Consider the following 26,181-nt stretch of genomic DNA (forward strand, 5'->3'; position numbering starts at 1 on the left):
CAGCAATTAAATTGCTGCTTACTTTTATTAAGCTATGAGCATTAATGCTCGCAGCTATTTGTGTTTATCTCTGTTTTACGGTGAAATGGCTTAGCATACATAGCTAGCACTAATGGTTTTAACTCTTCAGGCACACAGGCTAAACGTTGTTCAAATGTCGCTGTATCAGGAGAGTCTATTACCGCCTCTTTACAGCCACCAGCAATGTAATTGCCTGGGTGTAAATAAAACGAATCAACAATTTGCCTATCAATCGTTTTAGCAAGCTCTTCAGCACTATCACATTTAGATTCAATTGGTTGCCCAAATGCTAAATGCACATGCCCTTTAGCAGTACTAAAGCCTTCAACAATGCTCGCAATATCTTCACCAGCCGATTTAACGTACTCACCATGGTGTTGTTTATGGTAAAGCTCTTTGGCTTTAGCAATTGCACACGGCTCATATTGATAAGAAATAGAAACCGGCACTATTTTTAACTCTTTAATATAATCGCCAAACTCTTTCTTTTGTTTACGCCCGTTTAATTGCAACATTTTTAGAAGCGCAGGATCAGTTTGATCAAAACCGTCTTTTGCACGCCCTTCTTTTTGCGCAATCCAAATAGAATTTCCACCCACTACAGAATCGTAAATGTATGACGATAATTGAGTCAGTGCTTTTAGCATCTCTTTTGGTGCTTTAGCAGAGCGCTTAACGATAAAGCTTTTATTTAGACGCATAAGCTCAGTAATGTAAGGTATTTGCAATAAATTATCGCCAATAGCAATGCGCACTGTTTTCATTTTATGTTGATATAAACCCCAGTTTACTAATGCAGGATCAAGCACTATGTCTCTGTGGTTTGAAATAAATAAATAGGCCTGGTTAGCATCTAATTGATCTAACCCAGAAAAGGTTACTTTTGACGTGGTGCGCTTTACTAATTTATCTAAGTATTGCGCAACTTCGTTTTGCACGTCTTCGACGGTGCTTACTTTACCCCATTTTTTGCGCAATTGGCTTCTAACCAATGGACGAGCTATAAATGGCACAGACGATAAAAAGCGTGGTAGATTATATTTTGCGATCACATCAATAAACGCATTATCGTTCATTAAACGCGAAAGCGAAGCCGTAACTTCATCATCGTTATAAGGTCTTATATCAGCGTACTTATCTTCTAATTCACTCATTACTACATCTATAATGTTAAAAAACGGCACACGAAAGCGCCGCATTTTGGGATTATTATTCTCTAACTGATTATAACTCAGCCAATATCAAATAAGAAATAGCTCAATTTATACCAATTGCATTAAATAAGTGATTATTATATCGCGAAGAAAATAACACACTAACAAGGCGAAAATTGTGACATATAGTTGTTCTATATAAATAATTTTCAACACAGTTAGTGAGTTATTTAATGCGATAGAATGATCATGTTTTTAATAAAGTTGGTATTAGTTAGTGTTTTATTTTCTTCATATACCAATTGACCATTAAACGCAGCATAAGTGCAATTAAAACGATGCTACATAATAAAGTAAGCCAGTTAGGCAGGATATCATATTCTTCTCCTATAAGAGGGCTGACCACAAAGCCATATTTTTCAACTAAAAAATCGGTTAAAAAGCCAAATACCACTGCTACGCCTATTACACCAATTAAATAAGCTACAAGGGCACGCTTTCCAAGCTCATTGGCTACAACACCAAGTGTCGCAATATTTGTTGCAGGCCCCGCCAACATAAAAACTAAAATAGAGCCTGGCGAAAGCCCGCTCATTAATAAGCCTGCTGCAATAGGCGTTGAAGCTGTCGCGCAAATATACATAGGGATACTGACTAATATCACAACGAGCATAGCCAAAACGCCACTTCCCCACTGGGATAAAAAACTCTCAGGAACATAAGTTTGTACTAATGCGGCAAAAAACAAGCCAATCAATAACCACTTCATCGTATCTTCTAAAAGCTTATTACAACTGAAACTGATTGCAGCTTTTAATTTAAGCCATTGCGCAGTGTGTTTAATTGAGTTTACTGAGCATCCGAGGGGATCTTCTTTTTCAATATTACTGGAACAACATGAATCGCTCAGTGGTTTTTCGTTTTCATTATTCGTACTATGAGTTGATTGTTGAGGCACTTTTGATTGCGTATCACAACATAAGGAAGGCGCCGTTTTTGCATCACTCGCACTACAGCTATCGCTCTCATTTTTACGACTATTATTAAAAGACCCTTTTTTATCATTTTTACTTTCGCGCCCAACTAATACCCCTGCCACAATAGCACTACAAATAGCTGCTATCGGGCGAATAACCGCCATAAATGGACCGAGTAAAATATAAGACACCGATACAGAATCAACCCCCGTTTCAGGTGTCGAAACTAAAAATGCAGTGGTCGCACTTTTAGAAGCACCCGCTCGCCTCAAACCAATAGCTGCAGGGATAACTCCACAAGAGCATAAGGGCAAAGGAGCGCCTATTAATGCGGCTTTAACGGTAGTCCAAAATCCTTCTTTACCTAAATGTTTACTCAATAAGTTTTCAGGTAAATATACATTCAATAAACCTGCAATCAAAAGCCCTAACATTAGCCAAGGTGCTGATAATAAAAATAACTGCCAAAAATTATTAAGTAACGTCATCTATATCCTCCAAAACACTTAAAATTGAACAATTTTCTGCTATATGCTGCGAGCCACAACACTTATCTGCCAATGTGGTTAATGATTGATGAAATTGTTGGAGTTCTTTTATACGCTGCGCGACCAAATCTCTTTTTTCAAGTGTAATTTTTTTAACTTCAGAGCAGGAATGTGATGATTTTTCAAATTTAATAAGTAAGAGATCTTTTATCTCTGCCAAGCTAAAACCTATATTTTTAGCTCTAATGATAAAATGCATCACTTTTAAATCGTTATTATCATATAGTCTATATCCAGCAGAATTTCGCCTGTTAGGCGTTAACAATCCCTGCTTTTCGTAGTACCTTAAAGTATCGTTAGAGATACCTAGTTGGTGTGATAGTTCACCTATTCTCATATTTCTCTCTCCGATTTATTTTAAACAGACTATAAACCCTAGAGTTAAGACTAAGGTCAAGGGTTTCATTTATTTTTAGGAAAAGCATGAACATCACCATTCTTGATAACGCTACGTTAGCTAAAACGTCTCTTACTTGTATTGAACAACTTGGTAAATTAACAACTTATGAACTAACCAGCCCAGAGCAAGTTATTGAACATTGCCAAGGCGCTGATGTATTGATCACTAATAAAGCGGTTTTAAATCGCGATACGATTAGCCAGCTAACACAGCTTAAATTGATTTGCGTAAGTGCAACCGGTACTAATAATGTTGATTTAGAAGCCGCTAAAGAATTTGGTATTGCCGTAACTAATGTAGCTGGCTATTCAACCCCTTCTGTTGTTCAACATACATTCTCTTTAATTACTAACTTACTGGGTAACACACATCGCTATCAGGCGGATTGCCAGCAAGGCGCTTGGCAAAAAAGTGAAATGTTTTGCATACTCGATTACAGCTTTAACGACTTACAAGGCAAAACATTTGCCATTATAGGCGGTGGTACGCTAGGTAAAGGCGTTGCTAAAGTGGCTGAGGCATTTGGCGCAAATATTATTGTTGCAGAGCGCAAAGGTGCTGCATGCCGCGATGGTCGTACGCCTTTTGAGGACGTTATTAAAACAGCCGATATAATCAGTGTTCACTGCCCACTTACCGATGAAACACGTGATTTAATTGCACTTAATGAGCTTAAAATGATGAAGCCAAGTAGCATTATTATTAACACTGCTCGTGGTGGCATTATTAACGAAGCCGACTTAGCTACAGCACTTGAGCAAAACCTAATTGCTGGAGCCGGGGTTGATGTACTAACTAAAGAACCTGCTGAGCTTTCAAACCCACTTGCTAATTACAAAGGCAATAACTTATTACTTACTCCACATATTGCATGGGCAAGTACTGAATCTATTGTGCGTTTAATTAATGAGGTAAGTTTAAACATTGCGGCATTTAATAAAGGCGAATCACGCAACCGCTTGGTGTAACTGCACTGCGGGAAAATAGTTAAAAAAACTAAAATGTGGCTGTTTTTACTAATTATTTTTGCAAATGATTAGTAAAACATAGTCCTTAAAATCTAACCAACTGAATTAAAAAGCTTTTAAACTTGGCCTACTACTTGCCTTATATGATCAAAATATTAAAAACTCATTTAAGGAATATTACAATGAAAAAATCTCTATTAGCAGCAGCCCTTATTGCACCATTTTTAACTGGCTGTGTTATTGCCGTATCTGATGGTGAAGCTGAGACTCATTGGGCAGGGAAAAACTCATCAAGCTGGCAAGCACAACATAAAAATAATCGTGAAGCTATATCAGAGCTAAAAATGGATAGCAGCTATCAATCTGTTTTAACGCAATTAAAAACACCTAATTTCACAGAGCTATTAAAAAAAGATGACGATATATACCAAGTACTTTTTTATGTAACTCATAGCAAGCATTCAGATTCTAAAACAACGAAAGATGAATGTACGCCACTTGTATTTAAAAATGATAAGTTAGTGGGCATTGGTGACACTGCTTTAGGTATGATCACGCAGTAACAATAAAAGTAGTTTGATACTAAAAACGCCAATATAAATTTTGGCGTTTTTTATATTAAATTTTTACCGTGCGACTATTCTATCTCGCCCCGCATCTTTAGCAGCATATAACCCTAAATCCGCCTCTTCTAATAATGCTTGCTCAGCATACACTTTACCACTTTGCGTGGTGGCGATACCTATACTAATAGTGATGTGGTCTGCATTTAATGAGGCTTTGTGTTCTATATTTAAAGCATTTACAGCATTGCGTAATTTATTAGCAAACTCCAAGGCTTCATGCTTATCAATTCCCGGTAAGACGGCTGCAAATTCTTCACCACCATAACGAGCTATGAAGTCACTACCACGTTCACACTGAGCTGCGAGTGCTTGCGCAACATCCTTTAAGCATTCATCACCAGCACGATGTCCGTAGCAATCGTTGTAACGTTTAAAGTGGTCTATATCCATAAGCAACACAGATAGTGGTGTTCCGCTTCGTTTACTGCGGCGCCATTCTCGAGCTAAGTTTTCGTCTAGGTAGCGTCTATTTGGGATTTCAGTTAAGCCGTCAATCGAGGCTAGCATCTCTAGCAGATCATTTTTTTGCTTTATAAGTAATTGGTTACGTACTCTAACGCGCACAATAGAAGGGCTAAATGGCTTAGTTATATAGTCCATAGCACCGAGCTCTAGGCCCTTAGCTTCGTCGTCGTGGCTACGATTAGCTGATATAAATATAACAGGGATCGATTGAGTTATCGGATTTTCTTTAAGTTGTACAAGCACTTCATAGCCGTCAATTCCTGGCATAATCACATCAAGAATAATTAAATCAACTTGCGCAGTTTTTACAAAGGTCAGTGCTTTTTCACCACTTTCAACTAAGAATACGTCGTGTTCTACTTTAAGTGTTTTTTCAAGTACTAATCGGTTGATTGGATCATCATCTACAATAAGTACTTTAGCTCTTTTCGACATCCCTAGCCCCTACCCCTTTTATAAAAACAATTACCTGTTCTAACTGCATAATAAGCTCTTTCAGTGTTATTTCAACAGGCTTGTTAGTTGTTTTAAGTGTTCTTTCACACAATAAAGCGCAGTGAGACAATCGTCTAAAACCTAAATTCCCTGCTACACCTTTTATACTATGCACTAAGCGTACCAAATCATCCTTATTGGTTGTTTCTTCTATTTGCGATAGCTGGGTTTCACATAAATTAGCAAACTTATCAATCATTGTATTGAGGAGCTTTTCATCCATACTAAACTGCGTTAAAGCGAATGATTTTTCGAAAAAGCTTGGTTTCACTACGTTTAAATCGGCAATTGCATCAATAAGCACTTTAGCAACAACCGGTTTAGTTAAATGCTTATTCATACCGCACTTTAAAGAACGTTCAATATCAGCAGGCTCACAATGAGCCGTTAAGGCAAAAATAGGCAGCTGCTTTGCGTCAAACTGTTGGCGAATTAAGGCTGTTGCTTGGCAGCCATCTATTTGCGGCATTTGCACATCCATCAATATTAAGTCGGGCCTTAAAATTTGCAACAATTCCATGCCAATAGATGCGCTTAAAGCAGTCACTACATTTACGTTTGCTTGGCGAAGTACACTGCTAATTATTTCTAAATTAAGTTGATTATCATCAATAGCTAATACAAGTAGACCCGATATATCAGCTTTAATTTCAGCAACGTTGTGTATTACCGCATTGGTACTCGCTTTAGGCTTTTGCTGAGAGTTCAAGCTAAATAGCCTTTGTCCCAATGCCGATGCTTTAACGTGGTGCGCAGCTAAATGCTCACTTGTTGGTAAATTAAGCGTGTGCTGATGATTAATAATAATTACCGATGTTTCTTTAGCTGATAACGAATCATTAATTGCTTCAATATTTAAAAGTGCAGGTAAGTCGGCTGCATCTATTATTATTTTTTGAATATTGGAGAGCTTAATTGGGTATTTGAGTACTTCATCTAAATTAATATTAGCAAGCTCTGTATAAGCATTTGTTACTTGCTTAAGCTCTTTACTTTGATCCGATAAAATAGCCAATGTATTAGTCGGTAACATCGTATTTTTAGTGGTATCAACCAAAAAGCTAACGCTGAAGTAAAACTCACAGCCATGGCCTTTTTTACTCTTTAAAGCAATCTCTCCCCCCATTAATGACACCGCATGTTTAACAATAGCTAAACCTAACCCAACACCATGATGTATGCGTGTTGAAGACTCATCACCTTGCGTAAAAGCGTCAAATAAACGCCTTTGATCGGCTTCATCTATACCCATACCGGTATCGATTACTTTAAAGCAAATATGCTGTTGCTCTAGGCTATTGCTTTCAATCAGTTCCATTTTTAAAGTAATAGAACCTGTTTTTGTAAACTTAACAGCATTTGTTAATAAGTTACCTAATATTTGCTGCAAGCGAATGCTGTCGCATATCAAATCAGGCGCTATTAAAGGGTCAATATCAATAACAAATTCAATACCTTTTCCTTCGCACAATGGAGCCGTTAAACTTTCGCAAATATCCACCAGCTCAACCATGCTAAAAGATGCTTGTTTTAAATCAGTTTGCGAACTTTCTATACGTGCAAAATCAAGCATTCTATTGAGCATTAGCAACAAGCTTTGTGCTGCATGCTTAGCTTGGTCAGTTTGTTGTAATTGTTTTTGTGTTAAACCTTGCTCAATAAGCATATCGAGCAGCCCTAAAACAGCGTTAAGAGGAGTGCGTATTTCATGACTTAAGTTGGCTATAAAGCGACTTTTAGCAAGGGTTGCCCGTTCGGCATCAAGTTTTGATTTAGTTAATGCGCTCACATCCTGAATGTGAATAACATAATAAGCTGGGTCACGGTTTTCATCCCATACGAGAGACACACTCAGTTGCAACCAACTTGTTAGTCGCCCCTGCGACAGTGTTAAGTGATATACACGTTTTTTGTCATCTAACAATTGCGCTAAGGTTGTTTTTATTTGCTGCCATTGAGAGTCATCAAACAATGCTTTCAACTGCTCGCCAACCAGTACTTGCTGTTCAGAGAATTGCTTCCTAGCTGCTTTATTTACTTGTAATATAGTATGTTCAAGCGAAAGTAAAACCACGCAGTTAGCGGCAAATTCAATCGCGCTTCTAAATTTTGATTCAGATGCTTTTAAAGCCAATAATGCTTGTTGCTGCTCGGTAATGTCACGGCCAATACCCATTGTTCCTAATAAGTGTTGATGTTCATTATAAAAAGGTGCAATAGTAAGTTGATATGATTTTGTATCGGTTTCGATGCGTTGCTCAACACTATTTCTATTTTGTAAAACTTGTTTTTCAAGCGCATTTATTTGCTGATCGTTATCACCTAAATCATCTACATATTTACCTACTAATGCAGTTTGATCTTTACCAATATAAGCTTCAAATGCTTTATTACACCCTAAAAAGGAGCCATCAATATTTTTAAAATAAATTAGATCTGGCACACTGTTTAGCATAGTGTTGAGCAAAGCCAAGTGGCGCTCTTTAGCTTCGTAACTGCGACTTAGTTTTTCTGATTGCAGCTGAACTTGGTCATCTAGCGCTTTATTCGCATCTTGTAATGAATCAACCAACTCTTTATTTTTAATAAATACCCTCTTCACCTTAGAAAACCAAGGTTGCCAGCTCAGCGGTATTTTGTAATTTAGCTGCTCTTCGAATTGCGTACCGTTACTCTCCAAATACGACATTAAGTGAGTCATTGGCTTTATAAAAATACGCTGACTTAACCAAAAAAACACGCCAAACATAATGCTTAAAAATAGTGTTAAAAATGCAAACTCTAATAATATTTCATATTTAATTAAGCTTATTAATTGGGGTTTGTGCTCGTAAAATGCCGCGTGAATAGGCAACTCATCCAAAGGTTGCATAAAGTAATTACTATCACTAGTTAATACTGTTTTTTTACTATGGTGCTGGGCCAAGTTAGGCCAATAGCTTTTTAACGCTGTCGCTTGCTCTATCAATTGTTTAGAGCTGGCGATAATTTGATGTGATTGATTCATAAAAACGTATTCACCACTACTCGGTGAAACCTTTTTTAGCCATCCAGAAATTGCCTGAACATCATAAATTAAAATAATGTAATCGGCTGAGCCAGTGCTTCGTTGTCGGCCAATAGCAAAATACGATTTGTCATTAACTTTAACAATAGGACTTGAGGTAAGTTTATTTGGTAAAAACGTTGGCTTAAACTTCTCATTTAGAATTTCAGTAAGCATTGAACTTTGGCTTTTGTTGCGCCTGCTGACATAAGCAAAACCATTATCATCAACATATGCTACAGCCGATAACGACTGCATTAATGCAAGCGTTGTATTAAACGAAGGCCCTAATGCAATCGCCTGTTGCCACTGTATAAGTGCCTTAGTAGATAACGCAAACTCGCCCTTACCTACAATTTCAGTACCTTGCTCACTAAAGTGACGGTAATAGTAACCATCATATTGATTTATACCTTCAAGTAGGCTTTGGTTTATTTGTGGAACGGTCGTTTGCTCGTATAAGCTAAACATTGTGGTAAGTAGATTACTCACTGATTCCATCCCGTGAGTAACCTGCGCTGAAACATTCGTAAAATCGGCTTCGCGTTTTTCAACCGCCCGCTCAAGCTTTATATTATATAAGTGCAAACACAGTAAAAAAGCGACAATCAATGGCACTAAAAGCGCAATAAACAACGAACGATAATAATGTTTCAGAGGTAAAAAATTCAATGTACTGCCTGCCATTTGGCTCGAAAATCAATCGATAGACTATCGAGCCAATTTGTTAAGCGCAAGTTATAAATTTTCTTCTGCAAATGACGCTAAGCGGCTACGTACAACACCGTTAAGGTTTATAGTTGCGCTGCCTTCAAAGTTTTTAAAGCGCTCTACTATGTACGTTAAGCCCGATGTTACTGGCGTTAAATAGTTACTATCTATTTGCGCCAAGTTACCTGTACAAATTAATTTAGTACCTTCGCCGCAGCGGGTAATAATAGTTTTGAGTTGAGATGCCGTTAAATTTTGGCTCTCATCTAAAATCACTACCGCATTTTGAATGCTACGCCCGCGCATAAAATTAACCGATTTAAACTGTACATTAGCCTTTTCCATAATGTAATTTCGACTCGATATCGGATTTTCGTCGCCTTTGTGCAATACCTCTAGCGTATCGGTAATGGCTGCAAGCCATGGTGCCATTTTTTCCTCCTCAGTGCCTGGTAAAAAGCCAATGGACTCTGCTATTTCTGGCGTATTACGAGTGACTATTACTTTATCGTAAATACCTTTTTCGATGACCATTTCAAGGGCGCTGGCAAGTGCTAACAAGGTTTTACCGCACCCTGCTGGCCCTGTTAAAATAACAAGTTCAATACTTGTATCGAGCAGCGCATCAAGCGCCATTCCCTGATAAATATTTTTTGGCTTAACGCCCCATGCTTGTTGGTGCATTAAACGCTCAACACCAATATCTTTGAGCGTTATGTGCTCGTCATCGTACGATTTAACACGTGCCGCAAACTGATCACCACCATCAAGTAAATATTCATTACAAAATACATCTGGTATTAAGTTTTTAGGCACATGATGAAACGTATCACGCCCGTGTTGCTCGGTATTACACTCCCCAACATGATCCCAAAAATCACCTTCGATTTTTTTATAACCACTAGTGAGCAGGCTTATGTCATCAATAAGTTGATCGGTGCGATAGTCCTCAACATATTTAAGCCCTGCGCCTTTGGCTTTTAAGCGCATGTTGATATCTTTTGTTACTAATATAACTTTTGAATCACTGTGCTGCTTTTGTAAGTACACGGCGCAATTAATAATACGATGGTCGTTTTCGTTACCAGGCAAACCAGAAATGGAGTCGGCAAATAAATGGTCGTTTACAATTATGAGGGTACCTGCAGAGCTCGCTTTTGCCTTTTTGTTACTCGGTAGCGCCACGCCTTGTAGCATTTGTTCGGGCGTTGCATTTTTAAGTACTTCATCTAATCCACGAATAGCGACGCGCGCATCACGACTTACGTCGTGTTTTCTGTCTTTTATGTGGTCAAGCTCTTCAAGCACCGTCATCGGAATTACAACGTCATGCTCTTGAAAAGACAAATAAGCGAGGGGTTCGTGAAGTAGTACGTTGGTATCTAGCACATACATTTTACTTTCAAGGTTTGAAGCTTTTTCCATAGCACTTTCCTTACGTTTTATGATTTTTATGCTATACCAAAATAACTAAGTAAAACGGGCAAAACTTAAACCTGCAATACTTAATTGCCAAGGCATAATGTAAGTTTAGTCTATTTGTCATAAAAGTCCGTTTTATTACAAACTGTAATTAGTTTTGATTTACCTAAAAAAGAGTCATAAACAAGCTGTTTTAATAGTAATAATTAACACTTACAAAATTAATTAAAAGTGAGCCAAATAGCGCCTTGCAGTGGTGTTAGCTTACAGGTAACATAGCCGCCTTTTTCATCATAGACGAGACATACATGAATTTTTCCTTAGGTCAGCGTTGGATCAGTGATACAGAGTCAGATTTAGGATTAGGCACCGTTGTTGCCATTGAAGGCCGTCAGGTCAGCATATTATTTCCTGCCAGTGGTGAGAGCCGTGTTTACTCTTGCGCAGAAGCACCTGTTACCCGTGTGGCATTTAATCCTGGCGATGTGATCAAAAGCGTTGAAGAATGGGAATTAGAAGTAGAGTCTATTGAAGTACAAGGCGAGTTACTGTGTTATCACGGCACCCGTGTTGATAACGGCGAAACTGCCAAGCTTAAAGAAACCTTTTTAGATCATTTTATTAAGTTTAATAAACCACAAGATCGTTTATTTGCAGGTCAAGTCGACCGTTTTGATCGCTATACACTTCGCTACCAAACGTGGTTACATAAATTTGAACGTGAACAATCGCCTATTAAAGGCTTAATTGGTCAGCGTGCTAATCTTATTCCGCACCAGCTTTATATTGCCCAAGAAGTGGGTAAACGTTTTGCACCTCGCGTACTTTTATCAGACGAAGTAGGCCTTGGTAAAACAATTGAAGCGGGCATGATTTTACATCAACAAATTATTAGTGGCCGTGCGAGCCGCGTACTTATTGTTGTACCAGAAAATCTACAACACCAATGGTTAGTAGAAATGCTACGCCGCTTTAATTTACATTTTTCTATTTTTGATGAAGAGCGCTGCGACGAAGCGTTTGCAGATTCACCAAACGTGTTTGATACAGAGCAATTAGTACTTACCAGCCTTGAGTTTTTAACCAAGAAAAAACGCTGGTTTGAACAAGCAACGCTTGCTGATTGGGATTTACTAGTAATCGATGAAGCTCATCACCTAAGTATAAATAACGGCAAGCCAAGCTCAGAGTACCAACGTATGGCAGAGCTTAGCCAAGATATTCCGGGCCTTATTTTACTTACAGCAACACCTGATCAACTTGGTCACAGCAGTCACTTTGCACGTTTACAGTTACTCGACCCGGACCGCTTTTACGACTACGACGTGTTTAAAGAAGAAGAAGCAAATTATAAAGACGTTGCTGAAGCTGCAAATCAATTACTGCAAGAGCAAGGGCTAGACGACACAGCCAAAGCCACGCTAATTGAGCTATTAAAAGAAACCGATATTACTGATATTCTTGAAAAAGCACAGCAAGGTGATTTACCAGCACGTAAAGAAATACTTAACATGCTGCTCGATCGCCACGGAACGGGTCGCATATTATTCAGAAACAGCCGCAGCGGCATTGATGGCTACCCNCGCCTATCCAATGGCACTGCCAAAGCAGTATAAAACGGCTATGTCGGTTCTCGGTAATATGGGCGGCATTCAAAACCCTGAACTAAGTGCACACCGTGCTCTTTTCCCTGAAAAAATATTTCAAGAGTTTGAAGGCGAAAGCGCAAGCTGGGGTCTATTCGATCCACGTGTAGATTGGTTAATCGACACTCTTAAAACGCTTAAGCGCGAAAAAGTACTGCTTATATGTGCTAAAGCTGAAACAGCTATCAGCCTTGAGCAAATACTGCGTGAACGCGAAGCAATTAAAGCATCGGTATTCCACGAAGGCATGTCTATTATTGAGCGTGACCGCGCTGCTGCATTTTTTGCAGATGAGTACGATAATGCACAAATATTACTGTGTTCAGAAATTGGCTCAGAAGGTCGTAACTTCCAGTTCTCGCATCACTTAGTGTTGTTTGATTTACCACTGAACCCAGATTTACTAGAGCAGCGTATTGGTCGATTAGACCGTATAGGTCAAACACAAGATGTGAACATTCATGTGCCATATTTTGAAAACACCGCTCAAGAAGTATTGCTACGTTGGTACAACGAAGGTCTAGACGCATTCGAATCTACCTCGTCAACGGGGCAAATGCTTTACAAAGAGTTTCGCGATGACTTACTTGAGTATATTGCTGCGCATAACTGCGATGAAGACGACCTAGATCCATTACTTGAGCAAGTAGCACAGCAAAATGCCGTACTGCGTAAAAAAATGGAAAGCGGACGAGATCGTTTACTAGAGCTACATTCATCGGGTCAAGGTGCTGCAGATTCGCTTGTAGCTGAAATCGAAAAACTCGACAATCAGTTTGAACTACCAAGCTACATGATCAACGTGTTCGATACATTTGGCGTAAGCCAAGAAGATAAAGGCGAAAATACCATTATCTTAAAACCAACGGAGCATATGTTAAACCCATCATTCCCATCGCTTAAAGAAGATGGCATGACAGTGACCTTTGATCGTGACACGGCTCTTTCGCAAGAAGACGTGCACTTTGTTAGTTGGGATCACCCAATGGTGCAAGGCACCATGGATATGATTTGTGACGACGACTTTGGTAGCGCATCGGTAGCATTGCTTAAAAACAAAAAGTTACCACCAGGCACCTTTTTTGTTGAGCTTATTTTTGTTGCAGAAGCAATGGCACCAAAAGTATTACAGGTTGGTCGCTTTTTACCGCCTACACCAATTCGTATATTGCTTGATAAAGCAGGTAATAACTTAGGTGAGAATGTGGCTTTTGAAGGTTTTAACCAGCAGTTATCTGCAGTTGGCCGTCAAACAGCAAGTAAACTTGCAGGTGCACTACAAAGCGCTGTCCACCCGATGATCACTACCGCTAAAGATATGGCACAAGAAAAACTTGAGGTTATTCGTGCAGCGTCGCTTGTTAAAATGCAAACGTCACTCAGTGAAGAGCAAGAGCGACTGGTTGCCCTTAAGCAAATTAACCCGAATATTCGCCAAGAAGAAATTACCTTCTACGATAAGCAACGCAACGACCTAACTACGTATATTGAAAAAACGCAGTTACAACTTGATGCAATTCGACTAATAGTGGTTTCACACTAAATATTTAGTTTTTAGCCTTTTAAGCCAACTCCAAAGTAAATGTGGAGTTGGCTATTAAAAGCTTAATTAACTAAATAGCTGTATCTTTTTTAAACTTCATTTTAAAAACCACGTGTTCTTATTTACATGTTAGCTAATTCCACCTCTTTAGCCTCGTACTGAGTCCTTTGTTGGACTGTCGATTTTGCTAAGCATAACCGTATCCAAAAACTTAAGCTTCGCTCTATACAGCTATTGTGAGAGAGAGCTGATAGGTTTATTTTCCCTTGCATAAAGTTGTTTTTTTGTTAACCTACTCGCCTTCCATTTTAGTCTTTTTGAGGTGTTTATGGCGTTTCTATCTCGTTCGATATTGGCGTTGTCCATAGCGCTCTCAAGCAGTAATGTCTTTGCACAAGCCCAATGCGATGTTGAATTACGTCATGGTTTAATTATTACTGACGATGCGATTCGCATATTAGATAAAGGCCAGACTCGTGTACAAATTAATAACAATAACCAACTGTTTATTCGCGGTTATTGGGTTGATTTAAGCGATGACGAAAGCAAAGTACTCGAACAGTTTAGTAATGGTATTCGCCACACAGTCCCCGAATTAGTAAATCTTGCTACAGATGGTGTTAACTTAGGTTTAAGCGCTATTGAACACGTAGTTGAAGGTATGTCTGACAAAGAACCTGAAGTACTTAAAACACAACTGCAGTATGTAGAGCGTGCGCTAATGGATAAGTTTAAGCGCGGCGATGACTTCTTTTTTATAGCCCCTCAATCACTTTCGCAAATAGATGATTTTTTTACTAAAGAGATCAGCCAGCAAATTCACTCTGCAGTGCATGGATCGTTAGGTGCTATTTTGGTATCACTCGGAGATGCGTTTAAATCGCGTGAAGGCAATATAGAAGATCGTATTAACGACATGGGACAACGTATGGATATTATCTCAAGAGAAATTGATAAGTCGCTACAAAAAAAGGCGCATCAATTAGAGCTTAAAGCTTCTGAATATTGCGAATGTTTAAATGCACTCGATGTAACCGAATCTCGCTTACAAGCAATAGTACCTGGTATGGCCGATTATGATTTAGTGCAAATAAAGTCTTAAAGTACTCATCCACTTTTAGAATCAAATAACCCCGAGTATAAATATACTCGGGGTTTTGCTTTTTAACTTACTAATATTGAGTGCTAAAACTAAGCGCTTCAATTTTTATTCTAAATTGGTGAGCCCGGAGGGATTGGAAGTACTTTAAAGTTATTTGGCCATTGCCCTTTAATTAAAAACTGATTTACTTGCTCTGCTAAATATTGCTTAAATGCACTCTCGCCAATACTTGTATGGCTCAACATTGAATTTTGGTTAAAGTCTTCACTCAACTTAACTAAGTAGTAACGCAACTGCGCCTGCACTTCAGGGCTTACACTATCGCTTGCTACTAAATCAGCCATAGTTTTTGCTGCTAAAAATTGCACGCGCTGAGTAATTTTACCTGTCATTGTATTAGGCGACGACACGTTAAACACTTGGTTATATAGCGCCTCAAGTAGTTCATCTAAACTATAAAAGTCATTACTGCGTGCTTGCTGCTGCGCTAGGCGATTTAAACGCTGTGCATTTAATAAAAGCGATAAACTATGCTTCACTGCAACTTCGGGTAATGCCATTGCATCGAGCGTTAACCCTGTGCGCCCAACTATGCTCTCGCGCGATTTAGACTCGCCATAGGCTTTTGGCGGAATTAGCGATAATACAGATTCAGGAAGTAACAAGTTATTTGGCTTAAGCGTTGCAAAAATAGCACTTACCGCTTCTTGCTGCATTTTTTTATTAACGACTTGTGCGCCTTTTACGGGTGAGTCACCACGTGTTTCGTATTCGTAATCAACACCGGCTATAAGCTTAACTGCCGCCTCAACCTGAAAACGGTGGAACAGATAAAGTGGAACTAGTTTTTCCTCTAATTGCGATAGTGAATCGCCCGTTTTAATATTATTAATACCAAACTGCGAAAGCGCTTTTTTACGTACGTCGAGTACGCGTAAAAGCTCCTGAGAGGGATTAGTGCCGTTATCCCATAAATGAGCAGTCGGGTGCGCGCCACCTTTAGCACGAGCATCACTATCTGATATAAACTCAAGGCCTTTGGCTTTGTTCTCCTTTAAAATAGCGGCGAGTTCTGCGCTTTCATCTTGGTTAGTAAAATCGCTATAGCCATATTTAATTACTTGGGTATCCCACACGCCCATGCCTGTTGCATAGCCGCGCGTTACATCAAGCTTACCTTGTTCATTAAAACTAAGTAGCGGATGTGGGTAATCCATTACAGAGGCTCTATCCCCTACCGATGCAGCAAAGTTATGAGAAATACCTAACGTGTGGCCAATTTCATGCGCGCTTAATTGGCGAATACGATCAAGCGCCATAGCTTGTAAGTTTTTAGCAACTTCATTACCTTTTAAATAAGGTGCAGCGAGTGCTTCAGCTATTAAAATATCTTGGCGAACACGCAATGAGCCGAGTGTTACATGCCCTTTAAGTATTTCACCTGTGCGAGGGTCAATTACAGAGCTTCCGTATGACCAACCACGCGTTGCACGATGTACCCATTGAATTACGTTGTAACGAATATCCATAGGATCGGCACTACTTGGCAGCACTTTTACTACAAATGCGTTTTTGTACCCTGCAGCAGTAAATGCGTCGTTCCACCACTTCCCACCTTCAAGTAAAGCGCTTTTAACTGGCTCCGGCACGCCGGGATCTAAATAATAAACAATAGGTTCAACTGGCTCACTAATTGGTAAGCTTGAGTCCTTTTTCACTAAACGATGGCGCGGTATATAGCGCACAAACATAGACTCGCCAAGCGGGGCTGCGTAGTCTTTATGCTCAATACTCCAAAAGCCAGATTGCGGGTTAAACTTGCGCGGCGTGTAGTTATCATCTGGTAATTGAATAAGCGAATGATGCATATGCACAGTAAGTGCGTATGGGTCGGCACTTACTTGGCGAACAAACTCACCTGGTTTTGTGCCTTTAAATGTAAGCACGGCTTCAAGCTCGGTGTTTTTTACAAATGCTTTTGAGCGATTCATATAAACGGCGCTACGTGACTCATCAAGGCTAAAGCTACCTTGCTTACGTGCAGCAAGCGTCCGGCTTACGCCATGTACATCACTTAATAAATAAGGCGTGTAATCAATAAGTGCTGTGGTTTTATCTTCTGCGACCACTTTAAAACCTGCAAGTATACTTGATGCAAACGCTTCTTTAATGCTTTGCTGCTCAGCCTTATTACTTGTATTAGCACGATAGTAAGTATTTACAGCACGTAGCATTACTTTTTCACCAAAACGCTCAAACTGCACAAGGTGAGTATTACCCAGCTGACCTCTATCAAGGCCTATGTCGTTAGAGCCAATACCGTAAGGTAAACTTTGTTGCAGTAAAAATTGCTGTTCAAACTTATCTACTTTTAAATAAACTTTGCCGTTTTGGGTATCGTAAAAAAACGAATAGTAGCCCGGAAAATGATTCATTTGCGTAGTAAATTCATCAATTGACTTAATTGCTGCGTGCGCTTGAGTTATGATAGTGCACAGCACAGTAAAGAATATGTAACTTAGTAGTGGTATTTTTTTCATAATCTTATCTTTGTTGTTTGTGTTTTAAGTACGATTAGGTGACACCATTATAGGGTGCTATTTAAACAATACAGTTATTTAAGACGAATTTCAGCGCACTAAGCTAATCTCTCTCACATTATGATTGGTTTTAACACGTTACCAGGAAAATAAAATGCGTAGACTCCCTCCAGTATTACTAGAAGACGGTTGCCCAAGAGAACTTTTATCATTAATTCGAACAATTTTAGCGGCATGTAAAGAAATTTCGTTTCGCGTTGGCCAAGGCGCGCTTTCTGGCGTATTAGGCTCAACCCTTGATGAAAACATTCAAGGTGAAACTCAAAAAAAGCTCGATGTATTATCTAATCAGCTATTAAAAGATATTTTACTGGAATCAGGTACGGTTAAAGCAATCGCTTCTGAGGAAGAAGACTACACAGTAGCCGGTAACCCAGACGCTAAATTTATAGTGGCATTTGACCCACTTGATGGCTCATCAAACACCGACATAAACTCACTTGTGGGTACTATCTTCTCGATTATGGAAGCACCTGAAGGCTCTGACGCTGCTGATGAAAGCATTTTTATGCAGCCAGGCCACAAGCAAGTTGCAGCAGGTTACGTACTTTATGGTCCGTCAACAATGCTTGCGCTGACTACAGGTAAAGGCACCCGTATGTTTACCCTTGATAAAACACAAGGCAGCTTTTTACTTACCCAAGACTTTGCCGAAATCCCTACTGACACAAACGAATTTGCAATTAATACGTCTAACCAACGTCATTGGCAACCAGCTATGCAAAACTACATCGATGATTTGCTAGCAGGCGATATGGGCCCGCGCGCTAAAAACTTTAATATGCGCTGGATTGCAGCAATGGTGGGCGATGTGCATCGTGTACTTAGCCGTGGTGGTTTATTTACTTATCCTACCGATACTAAAGATCCTAAAAAGCCAAATAAATTACGCCTACTTTACGAAGCAAACCCAATGGCCATGCTAGTAGAACAAGCTGGCGGTATCGCTTCAACCGGTACCGAGCGCATTATGGATATTCAGCCTGATGCAATCCACCAGCGAGTAGCCGTTATTTTAGGTTCTAAAAACGAAGTAGAAACGTGCTTGGGATATCATAAATAATCGCTTAAAACGATTGTCTTCAATTTAAAAAACCGCATTCAATTGAAGTGCGGTTTTTTTGTAGGTGAGGTTTTACATCTCGCTTTTTAAACAAATCAAATTTTTACTAACGCAACTATTTGGGCAAGCTTTTGATGATTAAGCTCTCCCATTTGCTCACTATTACTGAGTGCATAAATAAAACCTTCATGCTCTGCACAATCAATGTCATCTCGCGATTCAATTACGTTTGCCCAAAGCTCTAAATCATCCAAGTCTATTTCGTTACTTAAACAGCGCTTAAGTACATCAATTAAAACCTCAGCTGAGAGAGTATAATGAATTTTATTACTATCAGCAGGGCTTGAAACAATAACCGATATAGCCTCATCTCTTTGTTCACCAAACGTAATAAATTCAGCTAATGCTTTTTGTGTATTCATAATATTTGTTATTCTTGGCTCACTGTTACTAAAAAGAATTATAATGACTCAACTTAACTGCACTCAATGCGACAACACTCTAACGTGTAATGTAGACGATATATCAGCGTGTTGGTGCAACGAGCTGCCTGCTATTTTACCGCTAGATACCACAGCAACAAGTTGTTTATGCAGCAAGTGCACGCTGAATAAAATAAATACTTTTTTAGAGGGTGTTTATACACAACCTATTAAAACCCAAATAGACTTTGCAAAACAATTTAGAGGTAACGACAATTTAATCGAAGGGCTCGACTACACCATGCAAAATGATTACATGGTATTTAGTAAGTGGTTTTTTTTAAAGCGAGGAACCTGTTGTAAAAATGGCTGTAAAAACTGCCCTTATGGTTTTAGAAAGTAAAAACTATTTAATACAAATACGAGCAAACATTGGTTTTTACCTTCTCTTTCACTTCTCCTTGTGAATAATATTTTTAAGTACTGTTATTCACAAAGAGGTTTAGAGGCGCTGTGCTTTTAACGTGAGCAAGCTTTACATATGCAACACGTCTACTTTTCTCCCGTGGCGATGGGCAATGAATCACTCGCGCCCCACTCACTCCACGAGCCATCATAAACGCTTAAATTACTGTAACCACATTCGGTAGCAAATAACGCTAAAACACAAGCTGTAATACCTGAGCCACAGCTAAATTGTAACTGCTGCGCATCATCGACCACATCACTAAACATCGCTTTAATTTCGGCAAGTGGTTTTGCTTCACCCTTATTAAGTAAATCCATAAAAGGCAACGAGCGACTATTTGGGATATGCCCGCTACGCATACCTTTTCGGGGTTCACTTTCTTCGCCTGTAAAACGTTTATAAGCACGTGCATCTAGCAATACAGTGTTAGGCTCATCGATTGCGTCAACCACTTGTTGGCTATTAATAAAATACTCAGAATTATAGTTTGCTGTAAAACCACCTTTACCTAATGCTTCACTATAACCTTGTTGTATGGCGTAACCGCACTCTAACCACTTTTTAAGACCACCGCTGAGTACTTTAACATTGTGATGTCCCATAGCTTTAAACATCCACCACGCTCTTGCAGCGCTAAATAAACCGCCATCTTCGTATATAACTATAAACGAGTCGTTATTTACACCTGCATTTTGCATCACGTGGGCAAACTGCTGCTCACTGCATACCGTACTTGGTAAGGGATTTGATCTATCGGCCAATTCGTTTTTTATGTCAAAACGTTTAGCGTTAGGCAGCATTGCTTGCGGCGAATAAGTACCCAAAACCCCTGGGCGCAGCATACCTGCATCAAATATCACTAATGCAGGATTATTAAGTTGCTCGTGTAATTGCTGACAGCTAATTAGGTTTTTCACTACGGCTCCTTATTACCATGATACTTAGCAAACTCGTCATTACCCGTAAAACGCGCTTCAATCGCTTTAATATGCTTATCTTCAGTATGTTTCCATACGCCAGGAATACAATATACGTGTTCAATAAAGCTAAAAAACTTATCCTTTAATAATGCATTTGGTTGCCAGCCCTGCATTACTTCGTTCATATTCGCTGCTAGCTGCTCAGCAGTGCTTGCATGCTTTACCAAACCCTCAATGTTGTAACAGGCTTGGCCAAGAGTTAAAACACGTTTATCTAGCAGTAATGCTTCTAAGCCAACCGTTGAATTAATCGTTAATACGGCTTCAGCGCACTTAATCAAATCACTCGTTTGATTTCCATTAGCAAAGATTGCAATCGGATCTTTTTCATAAAGGTGAGCGTAATGTTTATGCCATGACGGATGCTCTTTAAAAACCACTTTTAAACTTGGATCGTTTAAGCTTTTGACGGCTTTAATCACCTCGTCGTAAAACATGTCCATAGAGTTTATCCACGGAGAAAAGCTAGCTAATTGAGTATCGTGTGGTACTTGAAAAGGCGCAAATATATAGCGTTCTGGCACATCAGCGCACTCAAATTCACAGCGTTTTTTATGATCAGCTCTTGGAATTAAATCTGGCGCACAGAAGTTTAACTTATTTTGTGCGTCAAAATTTAGGTAAAAAGAAGGGTCACGGCTTAACGACGCATTATAGTTAATACCGCTGGGGTCTAAACTACTTGTACCGGGTAGTAAACCATTTTCATAATAAAACTGCTTAACACCTAATGCTTTTGCAGCCATAGCAACGGTCGTATTTGGAAGTTTATTACCGTTCCAAATAACAATGCAGTCAGGATTAGTCTCGGTTAATAAGGCTAAATACTTAGCGTATCGTAATCGTTCGAATAAAACTAACCCAGCACTGTAAACAGCAGTAATAATAGGACTATTCCAGATAGTATTACGTGCTCTTTTGCGTTTTAGCTGAGAGTTAACTACATCAGTAAAATTAACTTGAAACGCATCTTTTAAATACTTAACAGCAGAAAGCTTAGGGGCTCCCATGATATGTAATTGGCAATCCATCGACAATTTTTTGATTATTTTTTTATAGTATTTTGCGTGTACATTTTTGCGAGAGATGAATAGATAAGCCATACAAGCTATATTTGCCAATTATTGTTTTTATGAAATAATTCTAAGTGGACAATGACATCAAAGCAAGGTTCCCTTTACTTAATAATTACTTTAAAGCCTTTATGGCTACATTTTTATAATTTCACCACGAAGTGGTGCCATTCTAGAGAGAATATCGTTTTGCAAACTATGGCTAATGTTCTGCTCATTCATTGCATTTATAAGTAAATCAACCACATGATTAAAGTCTTTCTCTGTAATATGCATACCTGTATGGATTGCTACCATAGAGTCGCCATCGTATGTACATGGGCCTTCTACTAACATACACATATGAGTAATAAACCCTTGGCGAAAGTACGCTATATTGCTGTGTTCAAAGTAATGAATTATCTGCTCGTCATTACCTATTTGATAGATAAAGCTATCAACAATTCTGCCTATCCCCGCTTTACCATCGAGCTTTTGATAAAGCGATAATTGTGTTGAGCTAGCACAACTACAAAGCAATCCTACGCATACTATAAAAATACCAACGCTTTTCATTACCAATACCCTGTTACCGATAAATACCAACCTGTTTGATCGTCAGCCCCTGCAATGCTTCCTAAATCAAGGTAAGCCGCTGTCACACTTACATGCTTATTAGGCATCCATGCTACAAATAAGTCTTTCCAATCTTGTTCGCCTAAGTTTAAGTTATTTGATTTTTGACGATACTCAACACCCACGGCTACTTCGCGACTAAAAAATATAGCTGTACTGCCTTCAAATAGCACTTCACTGCTACCATTTTCTCCACCGTAGCCAAGTAAACCAAGTTGATTAGCTTCGCTGTATCGTGTAGTTACGTTCCAAAACCAGTTATAACCAGCAATAGCCCCTAAATGTAATTTACTAGCAGCGAGGTAGTAGTCAGTGCCGCTAGTGTCTTGTGCACCTACAAGTGTTGCAACACTGCCATCATCCAGTGATTTATGCTGAATCCCTAAGCTAAGTTGTGGCCAATGACTGTAAACAATATCACCATATAAACGTATTTTGGCACCTGTAATTGATTGCTCTATTTCAGCATCAAGTGCTGGTACATCAAAGCGTTGTTGTGCATAACTGAGTTCAAGACGGTTAAATAAATTAAGCTGTGCACCACATACATCAAGTGTGTAGTCGGTTACATCTGCGCGGCTACAAAAACCATTTACAGAAAACTCATCCTCGCTGGCATATCCGGCAAGCTGCGCCCAAGGTACAATTCCGCCGCCGCCGCTACCCTCTATTTGAGATACACCCGGCGTAGCTAGCAGTTTTCCATTACTTGCAATGCTAGGTAAACTACTTATTAAAAACAAACTTGCTAATAAGCATTTAATTTTTTTCATAGTATTCCTCCAGCCACTCTTCTAATAGTTCTGCTTTTAAAGGCCTACTTAAATAATAACCTTGTGCATGGTCGCACTGCATACTTTTAAGTAAATTTAACGAACCGAGTGTTTCCACGCCTTCAGCCACTACAGAGAAACCCAGTTGATGCCCTAGCGTAATTGATGATTGCACTATAAATTGATCTTTTTGCGATTCATCAAGTTTTAGGATAAAGCACTTATCTAGCTTAAGCTCATCAATAGGTAACATTTTTAATCGACCAAGTGATGTTTGCCCTACACCATAATCATCTAATGATATTTTAACGCCAATTGCTTTGAGATTTTCTAGCGCTTTAATGCCTTTTTCTTCGTTTTCGATCATGTCGCGCTCAGTAAGCTCAATAGTGATCAGCTTAGGATCTACTTTGTGTTTTTTAAGCGTACGAACTAATGCAGCATGAAAGCCCGCAAATGCTATATCTTGTGCAGATACATTTATTGCAGCCTGTAAGTTTATATTTTTAGACTGCCAATCAGCTACTTGTGCTACAACCGTATTAACTACCCAACCAGTAAGTTCAACAATAAGACCAGACTGCTCAGCTAAGTCAATAAACAGCTCTGGGTTCACCCAGCTACCATCTTTTCGCTGCCAGCGAATAAGCGACTCAACTTTATCTATTTTTTGCGTTTTTATATGTAATTTAGGCTGGTAGGTCATAAATAGTTGACCGTCGTCATCACAAATAGCCTGCTTTAGCTCATCAAGCATTATTAAGCGATCTAAGTGCGCCTCGTCTTCACCGTTTTGATAGTAATGTATGCTCTCTTGTGTGTTGGCTGCACTCTCAACAGCAATCAGTACACGGCGCATTAAGTCATCACTAGCAATACCTTGTGTGGGATACTGCACAATACCCGCACTAAAACGTAAATTAATTTTGAGTGTTTGAATGGTATAACAAGCTTGTAATTGAGCCATTAATCCTACAATACCGCTTTTTTGCTCGCGCGCTGCCGCAGTCGGAAACACAGTTAAAAACTCATCGCCGCCAATACGAGCATGGAAGCCCCCTAACTCATCCGAAAACTCACTTATTCTGCAAGCAACCGCCTTTAGGCAGTCATCACCAATACGCGGACCTAGCTTATCGTTTATATGGCGAAGCCCTTTTATGTCTATTGCAACGAGCGTGTACTCGGCTGATGAATCTAACTCATCATCAAGCACCTCAAGCATTGCCGAGCGATTATAAAAGCCTGTTAGGGAATCGTGTCTGGCCTGAAAACTAATTTGCTGTTCACGCTGATTGATATCGTTACCCATGCTATCGAAAGCGGCAACTAAGGTGGCTATTTCTGTACTTTGCTTTTGCCCTTTAAATTCAAAAGTATAATTACCTTGGGCAAATTGCCTTGCAATAACAGCGAGCTGGGTTAGCGGTGTCGTTAAGTTATTAGCAAATAAACTGCTAGTAATAACACCTACAAACATAGTTAAAATAGCTAATATAATGAGTGTAAAAAGAAGTTTTTCGAAGTCGCTATAGCTTTGAGTTAAATCGGCACTTAGTAAAATAATAATGGGGTGAGTTAGCAGGGATGGTAAATTTATATCGCGATTACGATACACTAAGTACTCCCCCAAAAAGCGTGATGTAGTCACTGTATTAAAGTAATTAACGGGTTCAAATGGCTCTGGGCGATTAGCTAATGAGCTAATAACAATATCATCAGCACTGCCTATAAAGCTTACATCCATGCCCGTTAAGCTTTTTAGTTCATTCGCTACATTGTCGTCAATTTTAAAGCCTACCAAACTATAGGCCACTGTACGTGGCGCTCTTACGGGTAATAAAATAATTTGGTAAAGCTCATTATTTAGCACCACAAAACTAGACTCTTCTGGCGCACTTAAAAGCTCTTCCATTAACGGCTTTAAGTTATGTGCAAAAGCGTCTTCGTCAGTATTGGCGGAAATTAGCCTACCCGATAAATCAAGTAGCAGCATTAATTCGGCATCAATACGCTGACTATGATTAAACAACACACTGCTTATTGTCCCGGCATCTCGCGTTGCTACAGCTTGCTTAAAACCAAAGTCGGAGGTGAGTACTTTTGCTGCGGTTAGTAGTAGGCTTTCTTTTGATTTTAAATATTGCTTATAAACATTTTGCGCTACGGTAATGTCTTGATTTACTTTTTCTTCTTGAAACTTACTCGTAGACCACCAAAAACTAAACAAGCTGACCATAGTGGTTAATAACACTAAGCCAACACATAAAATGGTTATGCGATTTCGTAAACTATTAGTCATTACCAGCCTTAAACTTACTACCAAAGGTATTTCTAGGTGCTGGGGTCGATGTGTTTACTGTTATCTGTAACTTTTTTTGAGAATTGATTGTTATAATTTTTTTATTCTCCAATGGCGCTGTTTGTAAAGGGTGCCACACACTCACTTGTGCAGGCAGTATATTAATAGGCAAACTAACATAGCCTTTTTTATCTGTTTTATATACGGATTCACTACTCGCTACATAGATATAGCCAACCATAGAGTCATGAATATTACACCCTAAAACAACAACCCCTTGTTGCTCAAACGTAATGGGCTCTTTTGGTTGCCCTGAATATAATCTTAGTTGAAAAGGCTTAGCTTGTGAAAAAGAATAAACATGATGGCGAATATTATCGCTGTTAGGAAAGTTAACTTTTTGACCCTGTTGTACAACTAATAATTCGGGTAAAAACTGCTTATGGACTTGATCCATTATGGCAGTGGGCAAATTTGATGGTGTGGCTTGTTTATCAGCAACATTAAGCTCAACCACTGCACCTGATAACTTTTGGCCGTGTTGATCCTCTATTACTAATTCAATATTTGCACTTAAAGCAAACTGACTAAAAAACAAACCTATAGCTAAAAAACAATGTCCTTTAGCAAACTTTTGCAATGCCCGCTCAAACATAACAACACCTAAATATTAATGTTAGGTTAAGTTAATTAGAGACGAGCACTAATTGCAAGAATTATAGCCCAGTAACTAAAAATAAAGACTTAGTTACTGGCTTTG

The 26,181-nt window shown here is 39.1% G+C and carries 19 protein-coding genes and 1 pseudogene; 6 read left to right on the forward strand and 14 right to left on the reverse strand.

Annotated elements, in window-relative coordinates:
* Positions 1 to 41: 41 nt before the first annotated feature.
* The 3 genes from L656_RS0108635 to zntR form a co-directional block, all read right to left on the reverse strand.
* Positions 42 to 1,175, reverse strand: a complete 1,134-nt coding sequence (locus L656_RS0108635; RefSeq protein ID WP_029750705.1) for a 1-acyl-sn-glycerol-3-phosphate acyltransferase — start codon at positions 1,173 to 1,175, stop codon at positions 42 to 44.
* A gap of 274 nt (positions 1,176 to 1,449) precedes the next feature.
* Positions 1,450 to 2,640, reverse strand: a complete 1,191-nt coding sequence (locus L656_RS0108640) for an SO_0444 family Cu/Zn efflux transporter (RefSeq protein ID WP_024598907.1) — start codon at positions 2,638 to 2,640, stop codon at positions 1,450 to 1,452.
* Positions 2,627 to 3,037: a Zn(2+)-responsive transcriptional regulator gene (gene zntR / locus L656_RS0108645; protein ID WP_004335460.1), complete on the reverse strand. Its 411-nt coding sequence runs from the start codon at positions 3,035 to 3,037 to the stop codon at positions 2,627 to 2,629. The genes L656_RS0108640 and zntR overlap by 14 nt, the downstream gene beginning before the upstream one ends.
* A gap of 86 nt (positions 3,038 to 3,123) precedes the next feature.
* Here zntR and L656_RS0108650 point away from each other — a divergent pair, with 86 nt between their 5' ends.
* Both L656_RS0108650 and L656_RS0108655 read left to right on the forward strand, forming a co-directional pair.
* Positions 3,124 to 4,068, forward strand: a complete 945-nt coding sequence (locus L656_RS0108650) for a D-2-hydroxyacid dehydrogenase (protein ID WP_004335462.1) — start codon at positions 3,124 to 3,126, stop codon at positions 4,066 to 4,068.
* A 182-nt stretch (positions 4,069 to 4,250) separates the two neighbouring features.
* Positions 4,251 to 4,631 (forward strand): DUF3192 domain-containing protein, encoded by a 381-nt coding sequence (locus tag L656_RS0108655; protein ID WP_024598908.1) that lies wholly within the window; start codon positions 4,251 to 4,253, stop codon positions 4,629 to 4,631.
* A gap of 63 nt (positions 4,632 to 4,694) precedes the next feature.
* On the opposite strand, the gene L656_RS0108660 is transcribed toward L656_RS0108655, so the two are convergent.
* From L656_RS0108660 to L656_RS0108670, 3 genes are read right to left on the reverse strand one after another with little or no spacing between them, the layout of a single operon-like run.
* Positions 4,695 to 5,594: a diguanylate cyclase gene (locus L656_RS0108660; protein ID WP_004335468.1), complete on the reverse strand. Its 900-nt coding sequence runs from the start codon at positions 5,592 to 5,594 to the stop codon at positions 4,695 to 4,697.
* Positions 5,578 to 9,387 carry a PAS domain-containing hybrid sensor histidine kinase/response regulator gene (locus L656_RS0108665; RefSeq protein ID WP_080668960.1) on the reverse strand — a complete coding sequence of 1,270 codons (3,810 nt, stop codon included), beginning with the start codon at positions 9,385 to 9,387 and terminating at the stop codon, positions 5,578 to 5,580. The genes L656_RS0108660 and L656_RS0108665 overlap by 17 nt, the downstream gene beginning before the upstream one ends.
* 51 nt (positions 9,388 to 9,438) lie before the next feature.
* On the reverse strand, positions 9,439 to 10,836 hold the full coding sequence (locus tag L656_RS0108670) for a PhoH family protein (protein ID WP_004335475.1): 1,398 nt from the start codon (positions 10,834 to 10,836) through the stop codon (positions 9,439 to 9,441).
* A 305-nt stretch (positions 10,837 to 11,141) separates the two neighbouring features.
* On the opposite strand from L656_RS0108670, the pseudogene rapA reads away from it, so the two are divergent.
* Positions 11,142 to 14,022 (forward strand): annotated as a pseudogene (rapA, locus tag L656_RS01000000122075) (RNA polymerase-associated protein RapA).
* A gap of 328 nt (positions 14,023 to 14,350) precedes the next feature.
* Positions 14,351 to 15,124 (forward strand): YggN family protein, encoded by a 774-nt coding sequence (locus L656_RS0108680; RefSeq protein WP_004335480.1) that lies wholly within the window; start codon positions 14,351 to 14,353, stop codon positions 15,122 to 15,124.
* A gap of 110 nt (positions 15,125 to 15,234) precedes the next feature.
* Here L656_RS0108680 and L656_RS0108685 read toward each other — a convergent pair whose 3' ends face one another.
* Entirely contained in the window at positions 15,235 to 17,664 is a 2,430-nt protein-coding gene (locus L656_RS0108685) for a zinc-dependent metalloprotease (RefSeq protein ID WP_024598910.1), read from the reverse strand.
* Between the two features lie 154 nt (positions 17,665 to 17,818).
* On the opposite strand from L656_RS0108685, the gene L656_RS0108690 reads away from it, so the two are divergent.
* Positions 17,819 to 18,787: a class 1 fructose-bisphosphatase gene (locus L656_RS0108690; protein ID WP_024598911.1), complete on the forward strand. Its 969-nt coding sequence runs from the start codon at positions 17,819 to 17,821 to the stop codon at positions 18,785 to 18,787.
* 95 nt (positions 18,788 to 18,882) lie between these two features.
* Here L656_RS0108690 and L656_RS0108695 read toward each other — a convergent pair whose 3' ends face one another.
* Positions 18,883 to 19,209: a hypothetical protein gene (locus L656_RS0108695; protein ID WP_024598912.1), complete on the reverse strand. Its 327-nt coding sequence runs from the start codon at positions 19,207 to 19,209 to the stop codon at positions 18,883 to 18,885.
* A gap of 43 nt (positions 19,210 to 19,252) precedes the next feature.
* Between L656_RS0108695 and L656_RS0108700 the strand changes: the two genes are divergently transcribed.
* Entirely contained in the window at positions 19,253 to 19,612 is a 360-nt protein-coding gene (locus L656_RS0108700; RefSeq protein WP_024598913.1) for a DUF5522 domain-containing protein, read from the forward strand.
* A 149-nt stretch (positions 19,613 to 19,761) separates the two neighbouring features.
* Here L656_RS0108700 and L656_RS0108705 read toward each other — a convergent pair whose 3' ends face one another.
* From L656_RS0108705 to L656_RS0108730, 6 genes are all read right to left on the reverse strand, one after another.
* Positions 19,762 to 20,595, reverse strand: a complete 834-nt coding sequence (locus tag L656_RS0108705) for a sulfurtransferase (protein WP_024598914.1) — start codon at positions 20,593 to 20,595, stop codon at positions 19,762 to 19,764.
* On the reverse strand, positions 20,595 to 21,761 hold the full coding sequence (locus L656_RS0108710; RefSeq protein ID WP_024598915.1) for a capsular polysaccharide export protein, LipB/KpsS family: 1,167 nt from the start codon (positions 21,759 to 21,761) through the stop codon (positions 20,595 to 20,597). The genes L656_RS0108705 and L656_RS0108710 overlap by 1 nt, the downstream gene beginning before the upstream one ends.
* A 105-nt stretch (positions 21,762 to 21,866) precedes the next feature.
* Complete coding sequence (locus L656_RS0108715) at positions 21,867 to 22,286, reverse strand: group I truncated hemoglobin (RefSeq protein WP_007581961.1); 420 nt, start codon at positions 22,284 to 22,286, stop codon at positions 21,867 to 21,869.
* Complete coding sequence (locus L656_RS0108720; protein WP_024598916.1) at positions 22,286 to 23,119, reverse strand: DUF3034 family protein; 834 nt, start codon at positions 23,117 to 23,119, stop codon at positions 22,286 to 22,288. The genes L656_RS0108715 and L656_RS0108720 overlap by 1 nt, the downstream gene beginning before the upstream one ends.
* Entirely contained in the window at positions 23,106 to 25,421 is a 2,316-nt protein-coding gene (locus L656_RS0108725; protein WP_024598917.1) for a bifunctional diguanylate cyclase/phosphodiesterase, read from the reverse strand. The genes L656_RS0108720 and L656_RS0108725 overlap by 14 nt, the downstream gene beginning before the upstream one ends.
* Complete coding sequence (locus tag L656_RS0108730; RefSeq protein ID WP_024598918.1) at positions 25,414 to 26,076, reverse strand: methylamine utilization protein; 663 nt, start codon at positions 26,074 to 26,076, stop codon at positions 25,414 to 25,416. Before L656_RS0108730 ends, L656_RS0108725 begins: the two co-directional genes overlap by 8 nt.
* Positions 26,077 to 26,181 lie beyond the last annotated feature (105 nt).

The organism is Pseudoalteromonas sp. TAE56, assembly GCF_000497955.1.
Taxonomy (GTDB): domain Bacteria; phylum Pseudomonadota; class Gammaproteobacteria; order Enterobacterales; family Alteromonadaceae; genus Pseudoalteromonas.

What these genes read in the sequence shown, in the direction of transcription:
- L656_RS0108635 (WP_029750705.1), bottom strand. Translation starts at nt 1,175, where the DNA reads ATGAGTGAATTAGAAGATAAGTACGCTGATATAAGACCTTATAACGAT.
- L656_RS0108640 (WP_024598907.1), bottom strand. Translation starts at nt 2,640, where the DNA reads ATGACGTTACTTAATAATTTTTGGCAGTTATTTTTATTATCAGCACCT.
- zntR (WP_004335460.1), bottom strand. Translation starts at nt 3,037, where the DNA reads ATGAGAATAGGTGAACTATCACACCAACTAGGTATCTCTAACGATACT.
- L656_RS0108650 (WP_004335462.1), top strand. Translation starts at nt 3,124, where the DNA reads ATGAACATCACCATTCTTGATAACGCTACGTTAGCTAAAACGTCTCTT.
- L656_RS0108655 (WP_024598908.1), top strand. Translation starts at nt 4,251, where the DNA reads ATGAAAAAATCTCTATTAGCAGCAGCCCTTATTGCACCATTTTTAACT.
- L656_RS0108660 (WP_004335468.1), bottom strand. Translation starts at nt 5,594, where the DNA reads ATGTCGAAAAGAGCTAAAGTACTTATTGTAGATGATGATCCAATCAAC.
- L656_RS0108665 (WP_080668960.1), bottom strand. Translation starts at nt 9,387, where the DNA reads ATGGCAGGCAGTACATTGAATTTTTTACCTCTGAAACATTATTATCGT.
- L656_RS0108670 (WP_004335475.1), bottom strand. Translation starts at nt 10,836, where the DNA reads ATGGAAAAAGCTTCAAACCTTGAAAGTAAAATGTATGTGCTAGATACC.
- L656_RS0108680 (WP_004335480.1), top strand. Translation starts at nt 14,351, where the DNA reads ATGGCGTTTCTATCTCGTTCGATATTGGCGTTGTCCATAGCGCTCTCA.
- L656_RS0108685 (WP_024598910.1), bottom strand. Translation starts at nt 17,664, where the DNA reads ATGAAAAAAATACCACTACTAAGTTACATATTCTTTACTGTGCTGTGC.
- L656_RS0108690 (WP_024598911.1), top strand. Translation starts at nt 17,819, where the DNA reads ATGCGTAGACTCCCTCCAGTATTACTAGAAGACGGTTGCCCAAGAGAA.
- L656_RS0108695 (WP_024598912.1), bottom strand. Translation starts at nt 19,209, where the DNA reads ATGAATACACAAAAAGCATTAGCTGAATTTATTACGTTTGGTGAACAA.
- L656_RS0108700 (WP_024598913.1), top strand. Translation starts at nt 19,253, where the DNA reads ATGACTCAACTTAACTGCACTCAATGCGACAACACTCTAACGTGTAAT.
- L656_RS0108710 (WP_024598915.1), bottom strand. Translation starts at nt 21,761, where the DNA reads ATGGCTTATCTATTCATCTCTCGCAAAAATGTACACGCAAAATACTAT.
- L656_RS0108715 (WP_007581961.1), bottom strand. Translation starts at nt 22,286, where the DNA reads ATGAAAAGCGTTGGTATTTTTATAGTATGCGTAGGATTGCTTTGTAGT.
- L656_RS0108720 (WP_024598916.1), bottom strand. Translation starts at nt 23,119, where the DNA reads ATGAAAAAAATTAAATGCTTATTAGCAAGTTTGTTTTTAATAAGTAGT.
- L656_RS0108725 (WP_024598917.1), bottom strand. Translation starts at nt 25,421, where the DNA reads ATGACTAATAGTTTACGAAATCGCATAACCATTTTATGTGTTGGCTTA.
- L656_RS0108730 (WP_024598918.1), bottom strand. Translation starts at nt 26,076, where the DNA reads ATGTTTGAGCGGGCATTGCAAAAGTTTGCTAAAGGACATTGTTTTTTA.